Origin of the sequence: Niveispirillum sp. SYP-B3756, from assembly GCF_009495745.1 — a bacterium.
GTDB lineage: Bacteria > Pseudomonadota > Alphaproteobacteria > Azospirillales > Azospirillaceae > Niveispirillum.
In genome coordinates, this window is the sequence record NZ_WIDQ01000005.1 from 197,916 (window position 1) to 213,965 (window position 16,050).

Here is a 16,050-nt window from a genome sequence, read left to right on the forward strand (position 1 = left end):
CAGGGGCCACAAGCGCGTCGCTCTATGATGCTGGACCCCGGCCTTCGCCGGGGTGACGGTAGAGAGAGCGAACAGGTTGATCACCCCTGCGGCCCCACCAGTTCCGTCACCAGCCGGAAACTGGTCTGGATATCGTCCAACTGGAAATGCGGTTTCAGGTGGATGACGCAGCCGAAGGCACCGGGGCGGCCGGCAATGTCGCGCACCTGCACCTCTGCTTCGCGCAACGGGTAACGGGCCTTGAAGGAGAGCGCCGCATCATCATTGCCCAGGCAATAACCGCGCAGCCAACTGCGCAAATGATCCTCAAACTCCGCCGCCGTGGCGAAGGAACCGATCTTGTCCCGCCCGATCAGCTTGATGTAATGGGCAAAGCGGGAGGCGCAGAGCACATATTGCAGCATCGCCGACAGGCGCGCATTGGATGTGGCCGTGGCCCGGTCATAGGCTTTGGGATTATGCAGCGACTGGGTGCTGTAAAAGACGCAGGCATCCAGATAGCCAACGCGCGACAGGGGCACCATGCCCATCTCGCTCAATTGCTTTTCCTGCCCGTCGGAGAAATAGACCTCCAGCGGCGGGGCCGCCGGGCCGCTGCGCCCGAAGGAGGGGAAGGCATAGCCGGGAAACTCCGTCAGCACGCCGCCGGCCTCCATATCCTCCGGCGCGCCACGGATATCGGCGAACCAGCCATAATGGTGATAGGCACGCATCACCACGGTGGCGAAGGCAAAGGCGGCATTGCCCCAGAGGTAATCCGCCGCCCCCGGCCGGCCGGCATATTCGGTGAAGCGAAAACCATCCACCCGGTGCGGATCATGGCCATAGGGTTGGCGCATCAGGATGCGCGGCAGGGCCAGCCCCAGAAACCTTGCATCATCGGCATCGCGCAGCCCCCGCCAGCGCAGATGATCCGGCCCATCAAAGGAACGGGACAGGTCCACCGTGCCGCCCATGTCGCTGAAACTGTCCAGCCCCAGCAATGCGGGCGAACAGCTTGTCACAAAGGGGCAGAAGGCCGCCGCCGCCACGGCGGCGATGGATTTCAGCGTACCGACATCGTCGGTCGGGTGATCGGCGCTGCGGTTATGGCGCACATAATAATCGCCGATCAGCAGGCCAAACGGTTCCCCGCCCGGCGTGCCGAACTCCTCGCTATAGACCTTGGCGAAAAGCTGGCTCTGGTCGAACTCGATGGCGCGTTCAAAATCGCGCGCCAGTTCCCGCCACGCCACATCCAACATGCGGATTTTCACCGCGCGGGCGGATGCCGCCGTTTCCACCAGTTGCAACAGCCCCCGCCAGGTTGCTTCCAGCCGCTGCATCCTTGGGTGATGCAGGATGGCATTCACCTGCGCCGTCAACAGCCGGTCGATGGCGGCGATCAACTGGTCGATGATCAGTCTTTTATCGGGATGGCGGCGCAACTGCGCCCGCCAGTCGGCGCCCGTATCCGCCTGCGTAGGCCGGCGGGGATCATTCCCCGCCGGCACCGCCTGCGGCCTGGGCGTCAACACCAGGGGCTGATGCATTATTGCTTGCTCGGGATACGCGCCACCATGCGCAGGGAGGTGGTCAGTTCTTCCATCTGCAGCCAGGGCCGCATCCAGGCGATGGCGTTATAGGAACCGGGCTTGCCGGGGATTTCCTTCACCGTCACCTTGGCCTCGCGCAGCGGATAGGCTGCCTTCATCTCCTGGCCGGCCCCTTCATTGGCGTTGACGTAATTGTTGATCCAGCGGTTCAACCAGGCTTCGCAATCCTCCACTTCCAGGAAGGAACCGATCTTGTCGCGCGCCATCACCTTCAGGTAATGGGCGAAACGCGAGGTGGCCATCATATAGGGCAGCCGGGCAGAGATGGCGGCATTGGCCGTGGCATCGGGCCGGTCATATTTCTTGGGCTTCTGCACCGTCTGGGCGCCGAAGAACACGGCATAATCGGTATTCTTGTAATGGCAGAGCGGCAGGAAGCCCAGCTTGCCCAGTTCCGCATCCCGGCGGTCCGTGATGCCGATTTCCGTCGGGCATTTCTGGTCAGGGTCGCCATCATCGCTGGTGAAGATATAGGTGGGCAGATTATCCACCTTGCCACCACCTTCGGCCCCGCGAATGGCGGTACACCAGCCATATTTGGCAAAGGCCTCCGTCATCCGCGCGCCCATCACATAGGCGGCGTTCATCCAGCAGAAATTCTCATGCTCCTGCGCCTGGTTGCGGCCATCGGTGCCGGGCGGCGTTTCCTCGTAATTGAATTCGTCGATGGTCAGCGTGTTGGAGCCATAGGGCAACCGGGCCAGCACGCGCGGCAGGGAGAGCGTGACGAAGCGGCTATCCTCGCTGTCACGGAAGCTGCGCCACTGGGTATATTCCACCGTGTCGAAAATCTTCTCCAGGTCGCGCGGCTTGGCCAGATCGCGGTAATCCTGGAAACCGAAAAGCTGCGGGCTGGCGGCGGAGACGAACGGTGCAAAGGCCGCAGCGGAGATGGAGGAGATGCTGGTCAGCATCTGCACATCTTCGGGGTGATTGGTGAATTCATAATCACCGATCAACATGCCATAGGGCTCACCGCCCGGCGTGCCGAACTCATTCTCGTACAGCTTCTTGAACAGTTCGCTCTGGTCGAACTCCACCGCCTTGGAGAGATCCTTCATCAATTCGCGCTTGCGCACATTCAACACGCGAATTTTCAGGTTGGCGCTGGTTTCCGTGTTCATCACCAGATGGTGCAACCCGCGCCAACTCCCTTCCAGTTTCAGGAAGTCGGGATGGTGCATGATGGCGGCCAACTGCTTGGACAGTTTGGCATCCAGCGCGTTGACCGCCTCGTTGATGGTCAGGGTCAGGTTGCGGCGATAGGTGACGGTGCCGTTCAGCGCCTCCTGCGTCAGGGTGCGCAGCAGGCTTCCAACGCGCGACGGTTCCGTCTGCCGGGTGGCGCTGATCGCCTGATCCAACAGCGACGGCGCGCCGTCCAGGGCTTCGGTCTTGGTGGCAGAGGTGGCAAGCGTTTGCGTCGACATCACTTCACCTCCTCAGGGGTGGCGGCCAATTGTTCGGACAGTTTGCGCAACTGGGCATCGTCCTGCAGGATCTGCTCCAGCAGATCTTCCAACTGGGTGGACCGGTCAGCCTTGGTCAGCAGGTCGCGCAACTGGTTGCGGGTTTCCAGCAACTGGCGCAGTGCGGGCACCTGCTGCACGATCTGCCCCGGCTCCATATCCTCCAGGGAGGCGAATTTCAGCTCCACCGCCATTTCGCTGCCATCGCCGGCCAACTCATTCGCCACCCGCAGGCGCAGTTGCGGCTTCATGCGGGCCAGGATTTCGTTGAAATTATCGCGGTCGATCTGGATGAATTTGCGGTCCTTCAGCGGCTTCACATCGTCAGACGGATCGCCGGAAAAGTCGCCCAACACGCCGACGACGAAGGGAAGCTCCTTCTCCACCATCGCGCCATCGGTTTCGACCTCGTACTTGATATGGACGCGGGGCTTACGAACCCGCTCCAGCTTGTCATGCACACTGGCCATGTCATTTCTCCTGAAACTTTAAAGGTTTGCTGTTCGCGGTCAGGTGGAAAAAAAGGGTCAGGAAGGCGGGGGCACGCGGATGCCCGCCGCCGTCAGCATGGAATTGCGTACCGCCGGATCGGCCACCAGTTCGGCCAGCAATTCCGGCAGGGTCATCTGGCCGCGCCGCACCAAGTCTTCGATCGTGTAGGAGATCGGGGAATGCGGTTCGGTGCGGCGGAAAAACCGACCAATATCGGCCAGCAGGCGCAGCGCCTCCTCCCGGCTGGCGATGCCTTCGGGGCCGACAGCCGGGCCAGAACGGGGCGGCGTGATCTGGATGGGCGTGCCGCTGACACTGGTTTCCAGGATCGGGTCATCCGCTGCCACCGGGTCAGCCATCGCCTCTTCCTTGTTCAGTTCCGTCAGGAACAGGGTGGCATCCTCAATTTCTTCCAACAGGTTAGCGATGGCGGATGTCGGTGGTGCTTCCGTCCCACAGCGTTCCGTCAATACCCGGTCCAGGTCGGCAAAGGCGGCCCGGCAGGCGCGGATATAGGCCAGTAGCCGGCGCTTTTCCGCCACCGGAACCGCCGCCATGCGCTGGCGCAACGCATCCGGCGACGGGGTGCGATTGGGCCGGTTGCGGGTGTCCGGCGTCTGCACCGCCCGCTGAGCCAACTGGAAATGCCAGAAGGCAAAACCGCCATCATTGCGCAGCAGCGGCACCTTGCGGATGGGCTGGATCAGCGTGCCTTCCGCACCGATGCCATTCAGCCCGGCCACGGCGGCCATGCGCACGCCCACCCCATCCTCGTCGGGCAGCGGATGTACATTATCCCAGAACCGTTCCACCAGACCGGTCAGCAGGCGGAACCCGTCCGCCAGCCCGGCAAACCCATCCAGCCGCACGGCGGCTTCCACCAGCCAGACGGCCACTTCCAGATCCTTGGAGCGGTCGGTCAGCAGGGCCGTGCCGCTCTCCAGAATCTGCTGCCATTCTTTCAGCGGGGCCTGCGCCTCGTCATCGGAATCTGCCCGGCGTTCGGTGGCCCGCGCGCCGGCGCGCAAATCCTTCAGGTGATAATAACCACCCTCCCCGCCTGCCTTCCCGCGCAGATCAGGGCCGCAGGCACGGGGGCCTTCCAGCGGGGTCAGCAGAATATCGAGATCAAACAAAGCCATGGGCTCACCCCCTGCCTTTACCGAACAGGGAACCGATGCGGGACAGCAGCCCGCCACCCGTTGCCGCCCCCGGCGCATCCAGCCCGCGCAGCAGAACCGACAGGTCGGTCGGCCGCTGTTTGGGATCGGGCTGCAACATGGCGCGGATGATGGGGCGCAGCCGGTCGGGCACGGCGTCCAGCGGCGGCACGCTGCGGCGGGCGTCGGCCGCCTGATCGGGCGTCTGGCCCATGGGCAGTTTCTCGCCCCGCGCGGCAGCCGCAATCACCAGCCCCAGGCTATAGATATCGGAGGCGATACCGATGGTCCCGCCATGCAGGCCCAGTTGCTCCGGTGAGGCGAAGGAGAATTTGCCGGCGAAATCCAGCCCATCGCGCGGCGTCACCCCGCCGCGCAGTTCCGCCGCCACGCCGAAATCAATGATCTTGGCCGCCGCCGGATTATCATCGGGCAGCAGGATATTGTCCGGTGAGACGTCCCGATGCACCAGACCGGCAGCATGGATGGCCGACAGCCCCGCCGCCAGCCGGCGCAACAGTGCTTCCAGTGCCGACAGGCGCAGGGGGCCGCGCCGGATCAGTTGCGAGAGCGACGGCCCATCAACATATTCCAGCAACAGCATGGAACGGCCGTCATTGTCACGGAACAGGCCGGCGCATTCCACGACCGCCTCATGCCGCACACGGCGCAGCAACCTTCCCTCCGCATGGAACATGCCGACAATGCGGGGATCGTCCCGATAGGCCGGGATGATCACCTTGATGGCATGGTCGGTTTTCAGGTCACGGTGGCGGACCCGGTAAATCTCCCCCATGCCGCCACGCGCCAGCAGGGTGCGGACCTTGAAGCTGTTCAGCATCACCGCCCCCGGCGCCAGCGACCAGCCGGAACTGTCCGGCGGCGGTGTCGGGGCGGGGTCATCATCGCGCCCGTCGGTGGCCTTGGCGATATAGCGTTCCAGCACGCCGCGCGCCGTGCGCAACAGGTCCAGCGTTTCGATTTCCGCCAGACCGGTGCGCTTGGCCTCCGCCCGGATGGCCCCGATCAGGCCGGCAAGCTGGTTTTCCACCACCTCCCGCGTGGCGGCCTTGGCCAGCGGGCCGGGGGCGGCGCGGATGGCGGTAAACTCCACCGGCTCCACCGGCGGGGCGGGTTCGCCCGGCACGAAACGGGTCAGTTCCTCCGGCGCTTCCGGTTCGGCAGCCAGCAGCAGGGAGGTTTCCTCATCCGGTTCCACCGGGGCGGACATCAGCAGCGATGTCACCTCATCCGGGGCTTCAGGGATGGGAAGTTGATCATCTGCCGGTTCAGCGGCGGAGCGGGCGGCCAGCATGGCATTGTTCATGCTATCGCCTCCCCACCCGTGTCCGCCGACGGCTGCGGTTGGGCGACCACCATATCGGCGGGGATATCCACGATGATGGCGGTCAAGTTATCCGGCGCGCCGGAAACCAGCACATTCTCCACCAGCGCATCCACGGCATCACGCGGGGGCAGCCCTTTGATCATCTGGGCGATTTCCGCATCGCGCAGCACCTTGGTCACACCGTCGCTGCACAGCAGGAAACGATCACCAGGAAGTGCAGCGTCATGCATCATGTCCACCTCAAGCGTGTCGGCGGCACCAACCGCACGCGTTACCAACATCGTGCTCCGCTGGTTGTTCCCCATTCCGGCGGCGACATGATCACTTGTCAGTTGCTGGATGACGCCATCACGCAACCGATAGACCCGACTGTCCCCCGCCCACAGGCAAGAGATGCGGTTGGCATAGACCAGCAGCACCACCGCGGTGGAGGCGACAACGGCCTGTTCGTCCAGCGTGCGCGCCCGGTCGCGCAACATGCCGTTGGCCTCCGTCAGCGCATCGCGCACATCATCGACAAAGCCGGCGTAGGACAGCGGGGGCAGCACATTGTCCAGCGTGGCCACCACGGTGGCGCTGGCCACTTCGCCATCGGAATGGCCACCCAGCCCATCGGCCACGCACCACAGCCCGATATCCTCCCGCATCAGCAGGGCATCCTGGTTGGCACCCCGGCGGGTACCCGGATGGGTGCGGCCATGGCAGGGCATCGGCACCACCGGGCGCAGCAGCAGGATGGGCAGTTCGGCATCATCCAGATGCAGCACACTGTCCGCCGGCCGCTCCCAGCCCCATTCCTCCCAATGGCCATCCATGAAGGCGGCGAAGTTCTGCGGCGCCGGCAGGCCGGGGGCAATCAGCAGGGAAGAGGCGACGCGATCGGACCCGCTGGTCCACCACAGGCTGAACCGGTTATTGAAGCCGATCAGCACCTGATCCAGCAGCCTTCCATAGGTGTCGGCCAATTGGCCATTCTGCACCTTGCCATCGTCATCCAGCCCCACGCGCAGGCCATTGGCACCATTGGCGGCTGGCCTTGTTGTGTCATAGGGCGGGGCACCCAGCGTGCGCAGCGCCTGGTCGAACCGGTCGAAGACGAAGCCATCCTCCAGCGAGGACAGGGCCAGCGCCTCCACCTTGTCAAACCAGCCGCGCGCCGTTTCGATCAGCCTTATGGGGGCGACGCAGCCCGGCAGCGGGGCCGCCAGCACCAGGGGGAAATAACGCCCCACCCGGTCCACCGAGGGCATCAGCACGCCGGCCAGCGGTACCTCCCCGCAGACACCCGGCCCCAGCACGAAACGCCAGATCGGCGTTTCCAGGTAGGAGGGCAGCCAGCCCTCCCCCATCTGGCGGCGGGATGTGGCGATGGATGCCTGCAGCCATTCGTCCAGGGGCTGCACCAGCCCCGGCCCCAGCCGGCGGGACACAAAGTCCCCCCGCGCCGGGATCTTGCCGAAAAAGCCGGGCTCATGCGCCGAGGCGCCGCTATTTAGAACGAGGTTGGACAACGGAAATTCCTCAATTCCTTGAGCACCAGGGGGTTGAGCGACGTACTGGAGCGCACTTCAAACACGGCTGTATGGCCATCAGCGGTGAAGGAGATGCGGGCCGTATCGCTGCCCACGGCGGACATGGCCCCCTTGTCGACCAGCCGGAACAAAGACCAGGGGCCGGTCTGGGTCATGCCCTGCGGGTTGGCATTGCTGCCCGATACCTCAAACACCACGCGGCTGACGGCATTGGCCTCCCCCGCCGGCCATTGCAGGGCGGTCGGCCATTGCGGACCATGGCGATATTCCACCTGCTGGCCGCCGCTGGTCAGCAACACGCCGGTCGCCTTGGGGTCTAGCGTAGAAGGTGTCACCTGCAGGGTGACATTTGGGGTCTGCCCACCATCGGGGAAGAAGGCATCGCGGATCTGCGCCGCATTCTGGAAGGATGCCAGAACCGAATTGGGAATGCCCAGGCCGGTGCCACCGACGCTGTTCCAGCGCCAACGCGCACTCGACGTATCCACTAGCGTGCGCAGATGGATGTTGAAGAACTTGTCCATCAGGCCGTTGGGGGCGAACAGGCGGGTGAAATCACCGATGGAGATTTCGCTGTCTGCCCCCGTTTCGAACGGGTAGCGACCGCGCACCGCCCGCCGGCAGAATCCCCCCACTTCCCCACCCCACAGGTTGGAAAGCTGGGCCCGCGCGCCACCGACCGACTGTTGGGTAATGCCTTCGGTAAAGGCACCAACCCAGGCGGCCACGGGCTGCGGCAATTGCGGAACCTGGGCGGCCAAGCGCTGCGTCGGTCCAGCCCCGCCCCGCGAAGCGCGGGCATACATATCCACCTGCCCATTGGCCGGGCCGCTGGCAAGCGCGCTCATCTCCTCATAGGCATTGCCCAGCAGGCGGATCAAATCCTCCACCCGCGCCGGCGCACCATCCGCCGGGGTGATGAAATCGGCGATGGGCTGGAAATGCTCCGTCACACCGCGCGCACCCGCCGGGGCATTGGCCATGGCGGCCGACACAGCGGCGGCATCGCCAGGATTGACGCCGGGCGGCAAAGCCAGCCTTGTTTCATCAGCCACCGCGCGCAGCAGCTTCAGCATCGGCATATCCGGGCCGGACACCATGTTCAGCACGGTCACGGTCTGCTGCAGATCGGCCATGGGCACGATGCGCAGATCGTTCAGCATCTCATCCCAGACGCGGGTGTAATCGGCGAAGTAAAGTTCCAGCACGCGGGCGCGGATTTGTTCGGCCTGTCCCGGTGCCGGGGCTTGCTTTTCACCCATGACCCAGCTTTGCGCCTGCACTTCCTTCAGCACAGCGTCCAGGGCCGGCTGGAAGGCGGTGTAAAAGCCCTCGCGGGTATAGACGCCGGGGATACCCTCGTTCAGCGGCTTGCCTGACAGGCGGGTAAACACGCGTTCCCCGCTGCCGCCGGCATGGTTGACGGGCAGCCATTGCTTCTGCTGCGCCACGTCACCGCGCTGGCGAACCAGGGCATAGACGCGTTCTGCCGGGGTCAGCTTTTCCAGGCTGCGGCGCGACTGTTCAATCAGGTTGGCATCCAGGGCGATGGGCGACAGGCCGCCAGCAATCAGGCTGTCCAGATGGCGCGCCAAGGCTTCCCGCAGCGGCTGGTTATTGGGGCCGGGCCAGGATGTGGCCCAGTCATTGGTCATCCATGCCTTCACGGCATCGGCATCCATCGGCCCATGGCTGCCCAGCATCAGATAGATGCGCAGGGCGGCAGCGGTGAAATCATCATCGCCCTGGCGGTCGCGGATCTGGTCTTGCAGACGGACCAGCAGGCGGGGCAGCAGCAGGCCATTCAACGCCTTCTGATAGGCATTGCCATGCACCGCCGTCAGCTTGTCCCCCTGGTACAAGCCGAAGGTCAGCCAGCTCCCGGCGTCCGCCCCTTCCGGCGTCAGACCGGTGGGCAGGGCGCGCAGGATATCCAGCGGCCTGACCACACGGGGCAGGTCGCCATCGGCGACATTCTGCACCGGAATGCCCTGCACCGCCTTCTCATAGTCCGCCAATTGTTCATTGATCTGCGCCACCTGGCGCTCATTGGTGCGATAGCCCGTGGTCCAGGCATAGGCCATCACCGCCAACAGCACGAAGGCCAGCGCATAGGTGGCGATGCGTATCCGCCGCCGCCGTTCCTCCACCTTGGGGTTAAGGCTGACCACGGCGGCTTCGGCAAACACCACTTCGCGGAACAGACGGGTCAGGAAATAGCTGCGGCCCTGGCGGTTATTGGCTGGCAGGCGCACCGGGTCCAGCCCGAAGGTGCTGGTGATGGTGGCCATGGTGCGGTCAATCGGCATCCCCACCTGCAGGCTGCTGGTGAAATAGACACCGCGCAGCAGGGGCCGGCTGTCATAGGCGCTGGAGCGGAAAATCTCCGTCAGCACCTCCAGCATGGCGTCGCCCAGGCTGGCCACCTGATTAGGGAAGTTGAAGACCAGACCGCGCCGGTCAATATCGCTTTCCTGCTGCACCCGTTCCAGCAGCCGTTCATTCAGCCGGGCAACCAGAGCTTCCAGTTCCTGCGGGAAGCGGGTGACAACGCCGGCATTTTCCGCCGAGCCATCATCCAGCGGGAAGGTCATACCCCAGACCTGCTCCCGTTCCGTCTTGCCCAAGCCGTCGAAGAACTCCACGAAGCCCGGCACCAGATCGACCTTGGTGAAGGCGACATAGACCGGCACCTGGATGCCGAAACTGTCATAGAGCTCGTTCAGGCGCTGGCGGATGGCGCGGGCATGGTTCAGCCGTTCCGTGGGGTCTGGCGCCATCAGGTCGGCCAGGCTCAACACCACCACCGCCCCATTGACCGGCTGGCGGGCGCGATAGCTTTTCAGCAGGTCCAGGAAGCCCAGCCAGGCTTTCTGGTCCAGTTGCGGGTCGCTGTCCTGCGTGGTGTAGCGACCGGCCGTATCCAGCAGGATGGCCTGATCAGTGAACCACCAGTCGCAATTGCGCGTGCCGCCAACCCCCTTCAGCGGGTCGCGCCCCAGGGAGCCGGAGAGCGGAAAATTGAGACCGGAGGTGAGCAGGGCCGAGCTTTTGCCCGATCCGGGCGGGCCGATCAGCATGTACCAGGGCAGTTGGTACAGGTAGGACCGGTTCATGCCGCTGCCACCGGCCTTCTTGCGCAGGGTGCCCAGCGCTTCCAGCAGCCGTTCGCGCAGCTGACGCAACTCATCGGCCGAGGCATCGCCGCGCTTGTCGGCCTCCCCCGCCTGGGTCAGGTCGCGCATCATCCGGTCGTCGGTCTTGCGCGACTTGAAATTGACCTGCAGGTTGAAGGCCGCCCAGACCACGAAGACCGCCACACAGGCGATCATCCGCGCCATGTCGGATTCCAGCGGGCGATAACTGCCCACGGCGATCAGCGCGCCGACATACCAGATCATCAGCGCGAAACCGATGGCCCAGATCAGCGACCAGACCCAGCGGGCGCGCAAAGGCTGCACCAGGGTAGAAAAAAAGGGCTGTACCGTGGCGGGAAGGAATTGCGTGATCATTGCGGCGTTCCTTGGCTCACCGGCGGCTGGGCCGCCGGGGCGGGCGTCGTCTGTGCGGGGGCGACCGGTGAAGTCGTCACCGTTGTTTGCGCGCTCGGCATCGGTGCGCTGCGCAGGATGACGTCGATGCGGCGATTGGCTTCACGACCGGCCTCATCATCATTGGATGCGACCGGTTGGGTATCGGCCATCCCCTGCGCCTTGATCCGGGTGGGATCCTGCACATGCTCGGCGATGATCGCCGCCACGGCATCGGCGCGCGCTTGCGACAGGTGCCAGTTGGAGGGGAAGCGGATGGTACGGATCGGCACATTGTCGGTATGGCCGGTGATGGTCACCTGACCGGGGCGCGTGTTCAGCGCCTGACCGATCCGCACCAGCAACCCATCGTAGGAGCCATCCACTTGGGCCGAACCGGATGCGAACATGCCGGCATTACGGATGCGCACCACTGTATCGGTGCCCTGCGCCACCACCGTCACCAACCCAGCCTTGATCTCCGGTGCCAGGAAGGCGGTGAAATGGTCCACATCGCGGGCCGGGGCCTGTACCGGCGGCGCTGGATCAGCAATCTTGATGGACGGCGCGCCGGCGGGTGGCAAGGCCGCCATCTTCTCCAGCGTGGCATCGGACTGGCCGTTCAGTGCGAAGCTGAAACCAACCGCCATCAAGGTGATGACGATCAGCGTCACCGCCATCACGGTCCAGAATTCGATGCTGGGCATCAGTGGGCGATAGGGGGCTTCCACCCCGCGCCAGTGGGGCGACAGCTCCCGCTCCCCCTCCCCGCGCAACTGCATCAGTGTGCGGTAAAGATTGTCGCGGATGCGGGCATGTTCCAGCGCCCCCTGGGCCAGGATGCGCAACCGCCCCTCAAAGCCTAAGGAGAGGCAGAGATACATCAGCTCCAGCACATGCAGATTGGCGGCCGCATCCTTCAGCAGATGGTTCAGCAGGTCATAGAAACGCTCACCCCCCGTCACATCGACATGGAAGCTGACCACCATGCTGGTGCGGGTCCAGGTGCTGCTGGCCCCCCAGGGCGTGTTCAGCACCACATCATCCACCGTGGCGCAGAGCGCGTAATGCGCGGCGCGGGCGGCCTCCGGCGAAAGGCCGGAACCCTGGATGCGCTTTTCGAAATTCTTGATCTCGCCGGCCACCCGTTCGCGCAGATCGGCGATATTGGGTTGGGTGGCGGTGACGCGCAGGCGGCGGATCAGGTTCAGGATCGGCCCGGCGGCGGCCAGCAGCGGGTTCAGGCCGCCCAGCGTCAGGTCGATCGTGTCATTGGCCACAAAATCGCTGGGCGGCGGCACCACCGCACTGGCCGGGGCCGCCGGTCGGCGGCCGCCCGGCGTCGGCTTGATGATGGTTTCCTCGTGGCCTGATTGGCCATAGCTGGCAAAGCTGGACATCAGGCGACCCCTTTGATGGCCCACAGCTCCATATCCACCTGGGCGAATTCACCGGCCAGATGCAGGGCGATGCCGCCCGATTGCTGAAGCTGCTTGAAATGCGGAGAGCTGCGATCCAGTTCGAAAAACACCTGACCGGAGCGATAGGGAAGCTGGCGCGGCGCCATCGGCATCGGACTGACGCGGATGCCCGGCAGCGCCACATTCACCAATTGGGCGATCTGTTCCACCGGGCCGATCTTGACCTGATTGGGGAACAGCCGGCGCAGATGTTCGACCGGCATGTCGCCATTGACCGCCAGCACAAAGCTGGCATTGAACAGCAGCGAGCGGTCAGCAATGACGCCAACCTTGATGCCATGGCGGCGCGGTTGCAGCGGGATGGGCACCGCCGTCTGTTCCAGCACGGCAGACAGGGACGCGCGCAGATCGGCCAGCACCGGGCGGAAGGTGGCCTGCAAATCCTCGTGCCGGTAATCGGGGAAGATGGTGGCGCGCTTGCCCTCAGCGGTGAAGGTCGCCAACTCACCGGCAATTTCCACGCACAGGCGGTAAAACCGCTCAGGGTGCAGCATGGGGGCGGTGGCGGCGTAATGGCGCAACAGCGGCTCGTACCGGTTCACCGTCTGTAACAGCAGGAAATCGGCGATCTCCGCCGCACCCTTGGCCTGGGACGGGCCGGCCACGCGGGCGGCCAGCGCTTCGGCCCGGTGCTGGATCAGGGCCTGGATCTCGGTCAGGAAGCCATGCAGCGGCGACTGGGCCGCGACCGAGGTGGTGGGGGCGATAAACTGGTCATCCAGAATGATGGCGCGGTCGGATCGCACCTCCACCACCCGCGCCACAGCGATCTTCTCGTACCCCGCCAGCGGTTGGGTTTCCGGGGCCAGCCGCAGGCGCAGGCGCGCCACATCCATCGGTGCGGATTGGCCGCTGCCCAGATTGGCGTCCTCCGCCTCGAACCGGGCGGGGACATAGCGGGTGATGGCATCTTCAGAATTGGGGTTGCCAACCTCCGCCGCCCCTGGCTGGCGCACCGGCAGGGTCAGATAGATCAGGCAGTTCTTGATATTGTCGAACAGTTCCAGCGGCGGCGGATGATCGGCATCATCGGGGATGGAGAAGGGGGTGCCGTCTGGCAGGATGCCCCGCGCCGCCGCGATGGCGAACTTACCGATCCCCAGCAGTTCCCGGTTGATCACCAGTTCGCTGATCCCCCAGGAAAAGGGGGTCAACGGTTGGGTGCGGGCCGCTACCAGCCGCTCGACATGGCGGTCGGCCTGCTGGAAATGCTGCACCCGCAGGAACATGCCCTCGGACCAGACCACGCGGTTGGCGGACATCATCATCCGGCATTCCTCACTTTTGTTCCGGCTGTGGGCGCTGCTGCACCGTCACGCCCGTGGCCCCAACGGTGATATCCAGGATGACGGTGCCGGTGGCGGGGACGGCCACCACCTCTCGCCACTTCGCCTTGTCGATGGCGCGATAGGCGGCGACCACGCCGACATAATTCACCTTGTCGTTGGCTGGCTGGTTGATCAGCTTCTGGTCCGACGGAGCCAGCACCAGTTCCTGACGGTCCAACTGATCGGCACCCAGGGTCTTGGCATCCTGCTGGATCAATTGGATGGGGGCGGCCAGATTGAAACTGTCCTTGCTGGCCAAGCCATAGACGCGCACCACCACCGGTGCCGGGCGGCCCTGCACATCGGCATTCACGTCACGCGTGGTGGTGACATAGATGGGAATGGCCCCACGCGGAGCCGGCGGCGGCTTGCTGGAACAGGCAGACAGCAGAAGCGTGCCGGCAAGGCCAATAGAAGCGAGGATAGATAAGCGGCTTATTGTCATCTCTATTCAGCCTGTTTCTGGTCAGCCTGATCAAAGGCTGCGGAATTGTTTGGTGTAGGCGGCAGAGAACTTGCCACCGAGCGGTGGACCGGAGGATTGTTCCCCCATGATCCGCTGATGGGTCTGTTCGTATTTTTCCCAACACCGCGCCTTATGGACCTGCGGCAACATGGACGAACTGACATCGGCACTGACGCTTTCCGGCGAGAGCTGTTCCAGCACATCGGCCACCACCGTCTTCATGCCGGCGATCAGGGCCACTTCATGGGCCTTGATGTCGCGCAGACTTTCCCGGATGGCGTCCGGCGCATCCAGGAAACCCGTCACCCGCTTGCCGATCAGCACGGCCAGCGTGCCGTCCAGATTGGCGGAGAATTTTAGCGGGTTGTTTTCCTTGGCGCGCAGCAACGTATGTTCGATGCGGAATTCCGATTTCAGGAAGGCCCGCAGTTCCAGCAATTCCCGCATCCCGGATACGGCCTCGCGGAAGGCCAGCCCCATCTTGTGCATCAGGGCGGCCTGATCGGCATTGTCGATGGCTTCCATCGGCAGGCCGACGCCGGCCATGAAGGCAGCCACCGGGTCCGTCGTGCCGCACAGGTCGGGTGCTGCTTCCACCGGCTCCTTGACCACGGGCGGCGGTGGCGGTGGCGGTGGCAGTGGCGTGGACGCTGGCACAGCTTCCGCCACTGGCGGGCGCGGCATGGGGCGGGGAAAATCGGGGTCGGGTTCTGATTCGGCCAGGGTTTGAGGCTCCGCCGGCAACGCCGCCTCATCGGAATGCCAATCCGGCGGGATCACGGGGCGCAGCACGTCGGGGGCCGTGAAATGATTGGCCAGTTGCGGATGCCCACCAAAGGCCGCCATGTCGGATTCCGGCACTTCCAGCGTTGCCAGGTCGCCGTCGCGTTCGATCGGGCTGGCATCGCTGCGCCGCCGCCCGCCCAGAATATCCGTCACCGAGGCCGGATTGGCGCCATAGGCGGCGGGGGCAGTCTCCATGGCGAAATCAAGCCCAGCCCCACCCGCCTGCGAATGGTCACCGAACAAGGCGGGGGCGACCGTCACCGTCTCCCGAAACTCCGCCTTCAGCTCGCAGGGGCCGAGATTGATCATCTCCCCATCGCGCAGCGCCTGGGCATTTCCCTTGCCCAATGGCATCGCTGCATCACCGACAAAGACACCATTGGTGCTGGTATCGATGATGAAATAGGCATTGCCGCGTTTTTCAAAACGGCAATGCTGTTTGGACAGGTGGCGGTTTGGGTCGGTGACGACCCAATCATTCTCCTGCCCGCGCCCGATGCTGATGCTGGCGCCGTCGAAGCTGCGGCTTTCCCCTTCGCTCAGGGAGCTTTCACCCGCTTTCATCACTTTCAGGACAAGCGCCATCTCTTCCTCGTTCGCGTGGGAGCGGGGCGTTGCCGAGATGCGAAAACGACCGGCATATCACCCAATGATCATATAAAGATCGAAGACCGTTTTTTGTTTCAAAAATATTATGATTATTTTTGGAACGTTCGTGGAGTCAGGACAATACCATCAATAAAGATCGCCAGATAATGGCGCTCTTTCACGAAAAATAGGTATCACACGGCATCCGCTGCAACGACGTGCTATTTGGTGTTATCCATATATGTTCTATTTATACACCCGCACTATTCCGGAAA

The 16,050-nt window shown here is 64.0% G+C and carries 11 protein-coding genes; all 11 read right to left on the reverse strand.

Annotated elements, in window-relative coordinates:
• Window positions 1-80: 80 nt before the first annotated feature.
• From tssC (GE253_RS13120) to tagH, 11 genes are read right to left on the reverse strand one after another with little or no spacing between them, the layout of a single operon-like run.
• A complete protein-coding gene (gene tssC / locus GE253_RS13120; RefSeq protein WP_153204572.1) occupies window positions 81-1,532 on the reverse strand; it encodes a type VI secretion system contractile sheath large subunit in 1,452 nt (483 codons plus the stop codon).
• Entirely contained in the window at window positions 1,532-3,025 is a 1,494-nt protein-coding gene (tssC, locus tag GE253_RS13125; RefSeq protein WP_153204573.1) for a type VI secretion system contractile sheath large subunit, read from the reverse strand. Before tssC (GE253_RS13125) ends, tssC (GE253_RS13120) begins: the two co-directional genes overlap by 1 nt.
• Entirely contained in the window at window positions 3,025-3,534 is a 510-nt protein-coding gene (gene tssB / locus GE253_RS13130; protein ID WP_089290479.1) for a type VI secretion system contractile sheath small subunit, read from the reverse strand. Before tssB ends, tssC (GE253_RS13125) begins: the two co-directional genes overlap by 1 nt.
• A 57-nt stretch (window positions 3,535-3,591) precedes the next feature.
• Window positions 3,592-4,698 carry a type VI secretion system protein TssA gene (gene tssA, locus GE253_RS13135; protein ID WP_173012626.1) on the reverse strand — a complete coding sequence of 369 codons (1,107 nt, stop codon included), beginning with the start codon at window positions 4,696-4,698 and terminating at the stop codon, window positions 3,592-3,594.
• Between the two features lie 4 nt (window positions 4,699-4,702).
• The gene (locus GE253_RS13140; protein WP_153204575.1) at window positions 4,703-6,043 is read right to left on the reverse strand and encodes a serine/threonine-protein kinase; all 1,341 of its coding nucleotides are present in this window, start codon (window positions 6,041-6,043) and stop codon (window positions 4,703-4,705) included.
• The gene (gene tagF / locus GE253_RS13145; RefSeq protein WP_153204576.1) at window positions 6,040-7,575 is read right to left on the reverse strand and encodes a type VI secretion system-associated protein TagF; all 1,536 of its coding nucleotides are present in this window, start codon (window positions 7,573-7,575) and stop codon (window positions 6,040-6,042) included. The genes GE253_RS13140 and tagF overlap by 4 nt, the downstream gene beginning before the upstream one ends.
• Window positions 7,557-11,108: a type VI secretion system membrane subunit TssM gene (tssM, locus tag GE253_RS13150; protein WP_153204577.1), complete on the reverse strand. Its 3,552-nt coding sequence runs from the start codon at window positions 11,106-11,108 to the stop codon at window positions 7,557-7,559. The genes tagF and tssM overlap by 19 nt, the downstream gene beginning before the upstream one ends.
• Window positions 11,105-12,526 (reverse strand): type IVB secretion system protein IcmH/DotU, encoded by a 1,422-nt coding sequence (icmH, locus tag GE253_RS13155; protein ID WP_153204578.1) that lies wholly within the window; start codon window positions 12,524-12,526, stop codon window positions 11,105-11,107. Before icmH ends, tssM begins: the two co-directional genes overlap by 4 nt.
• Window positions 12,526-13,875 carry a type VI secretion system baseplate subunit TssK gene (gene tssK, locus GE253_RS13160; RefSeq protein WP_348770847.1) on the reverse strand — a complete coding sequence of 450 codons (1,350 nt, stop codon included), beginning with the start codon at window positions 13,873-13,875 and terminating at the stop codon, window positions 12,526-12,528. Before tssK ends, icmH begins: the two co-directional genes overlap by 1 nt.
• A gap of 10 nt (window positions 13,876-13,885) precedes the next feature.
• Window positions 13,886-14,380: a type VI secretion system lipoprotein TssJ gene (gene tssJ / locus GE253_RS13165; RefSeq protein ID WP_153204579.1), complete on the reverse strand. Its 495-nt coding sequence runs from the start codon at window positions 14,378-14,380 to the stop codon at window positions 13,886-13,888.
• A gap of 30 nt (window positions 14,381-14,410) precedes the next feature.
• Entirely contained in the window at window positions 14,411-15,772 is a 1,362-nt protein-coding gene (gene tagH / locus GE253_RS13170) for a type VI secretion system-associated FHA domain protein TagH (protein ID WP_153204580.1), read from the reverse strand.
• Window positions 15,773-16,050 lie beyond the last annotated feature (278 nt).

Bases quoted from the DNA above. Each gene is read 5' to 3' on its own strand.
- tssC (WP_153204572.1), bottom strand. From the start codon at position 1,532: ATGCATCAGCCCCTGGTGTTGACGCCCAGGCCGCAGGCGGTGCCGGCG.
- tssK (WP_348770847.1), bottom strand. From the start codon at position 13,875: ATGATGATGTCCGCCAACCGCGTGGTCTGGTCCGAGGGCATGTTCCTG.
- tagH (WP_153204580.1), bottom strand. From the start codon at position 15,772: ATGGCGCTTGTCCTGAAAGTGATGAAAGCGGGTGAAAGCTCCCTGAGC.
- tssJ (WP_153204579.1), bottom strand. From the start codon at position 14,380: ATGACAATAAGCCGCTTATCTATCCTCGCTTCTATTGGCCTTGCCGGC.
- icmH (WP_153204578.1), bottom strand. From the start codon at position 12,526: ATGTCCAGCTTTGCCAGCTATGGCCAATCAGGCCACGAGGAAACCATC.
- tssB (WP_089290479.1), bottom strand. From the start codon at position 3,534: ATGGCCAGTGTGCATGACAAGCTGGAGCGGGTTCGTAAGCCCCGCGTC.
- GE253_RS13140 (WP_153204575.1), bottom strand. From the start codon at position 6,043: ATGAACAATGCCATGCTGGCCGCCCGCTCCGCCGCTGAACCGGCAGAT.
- tssC (WP_153204573.1), bottom strand. From the start codon at position 3,025: ATGTCGACGCAAACGCTTGCCACCTCTGCCACCAAGACCGAAGCCCTG.
- tssA (WP_173012626.1), bottom strand. From the start codon at position 4,698: ATGGCTTTGTTTGATCTCGATATTCTGCTGACCCCGCTGGAAGGCCCC.
- tssM (WP_153204577.1), bottom strand. From the start codon at position 11,108: ATGATCACGCAATTCCTTCCCGCCACGGTACAGCCCTTTTTTTCTACC.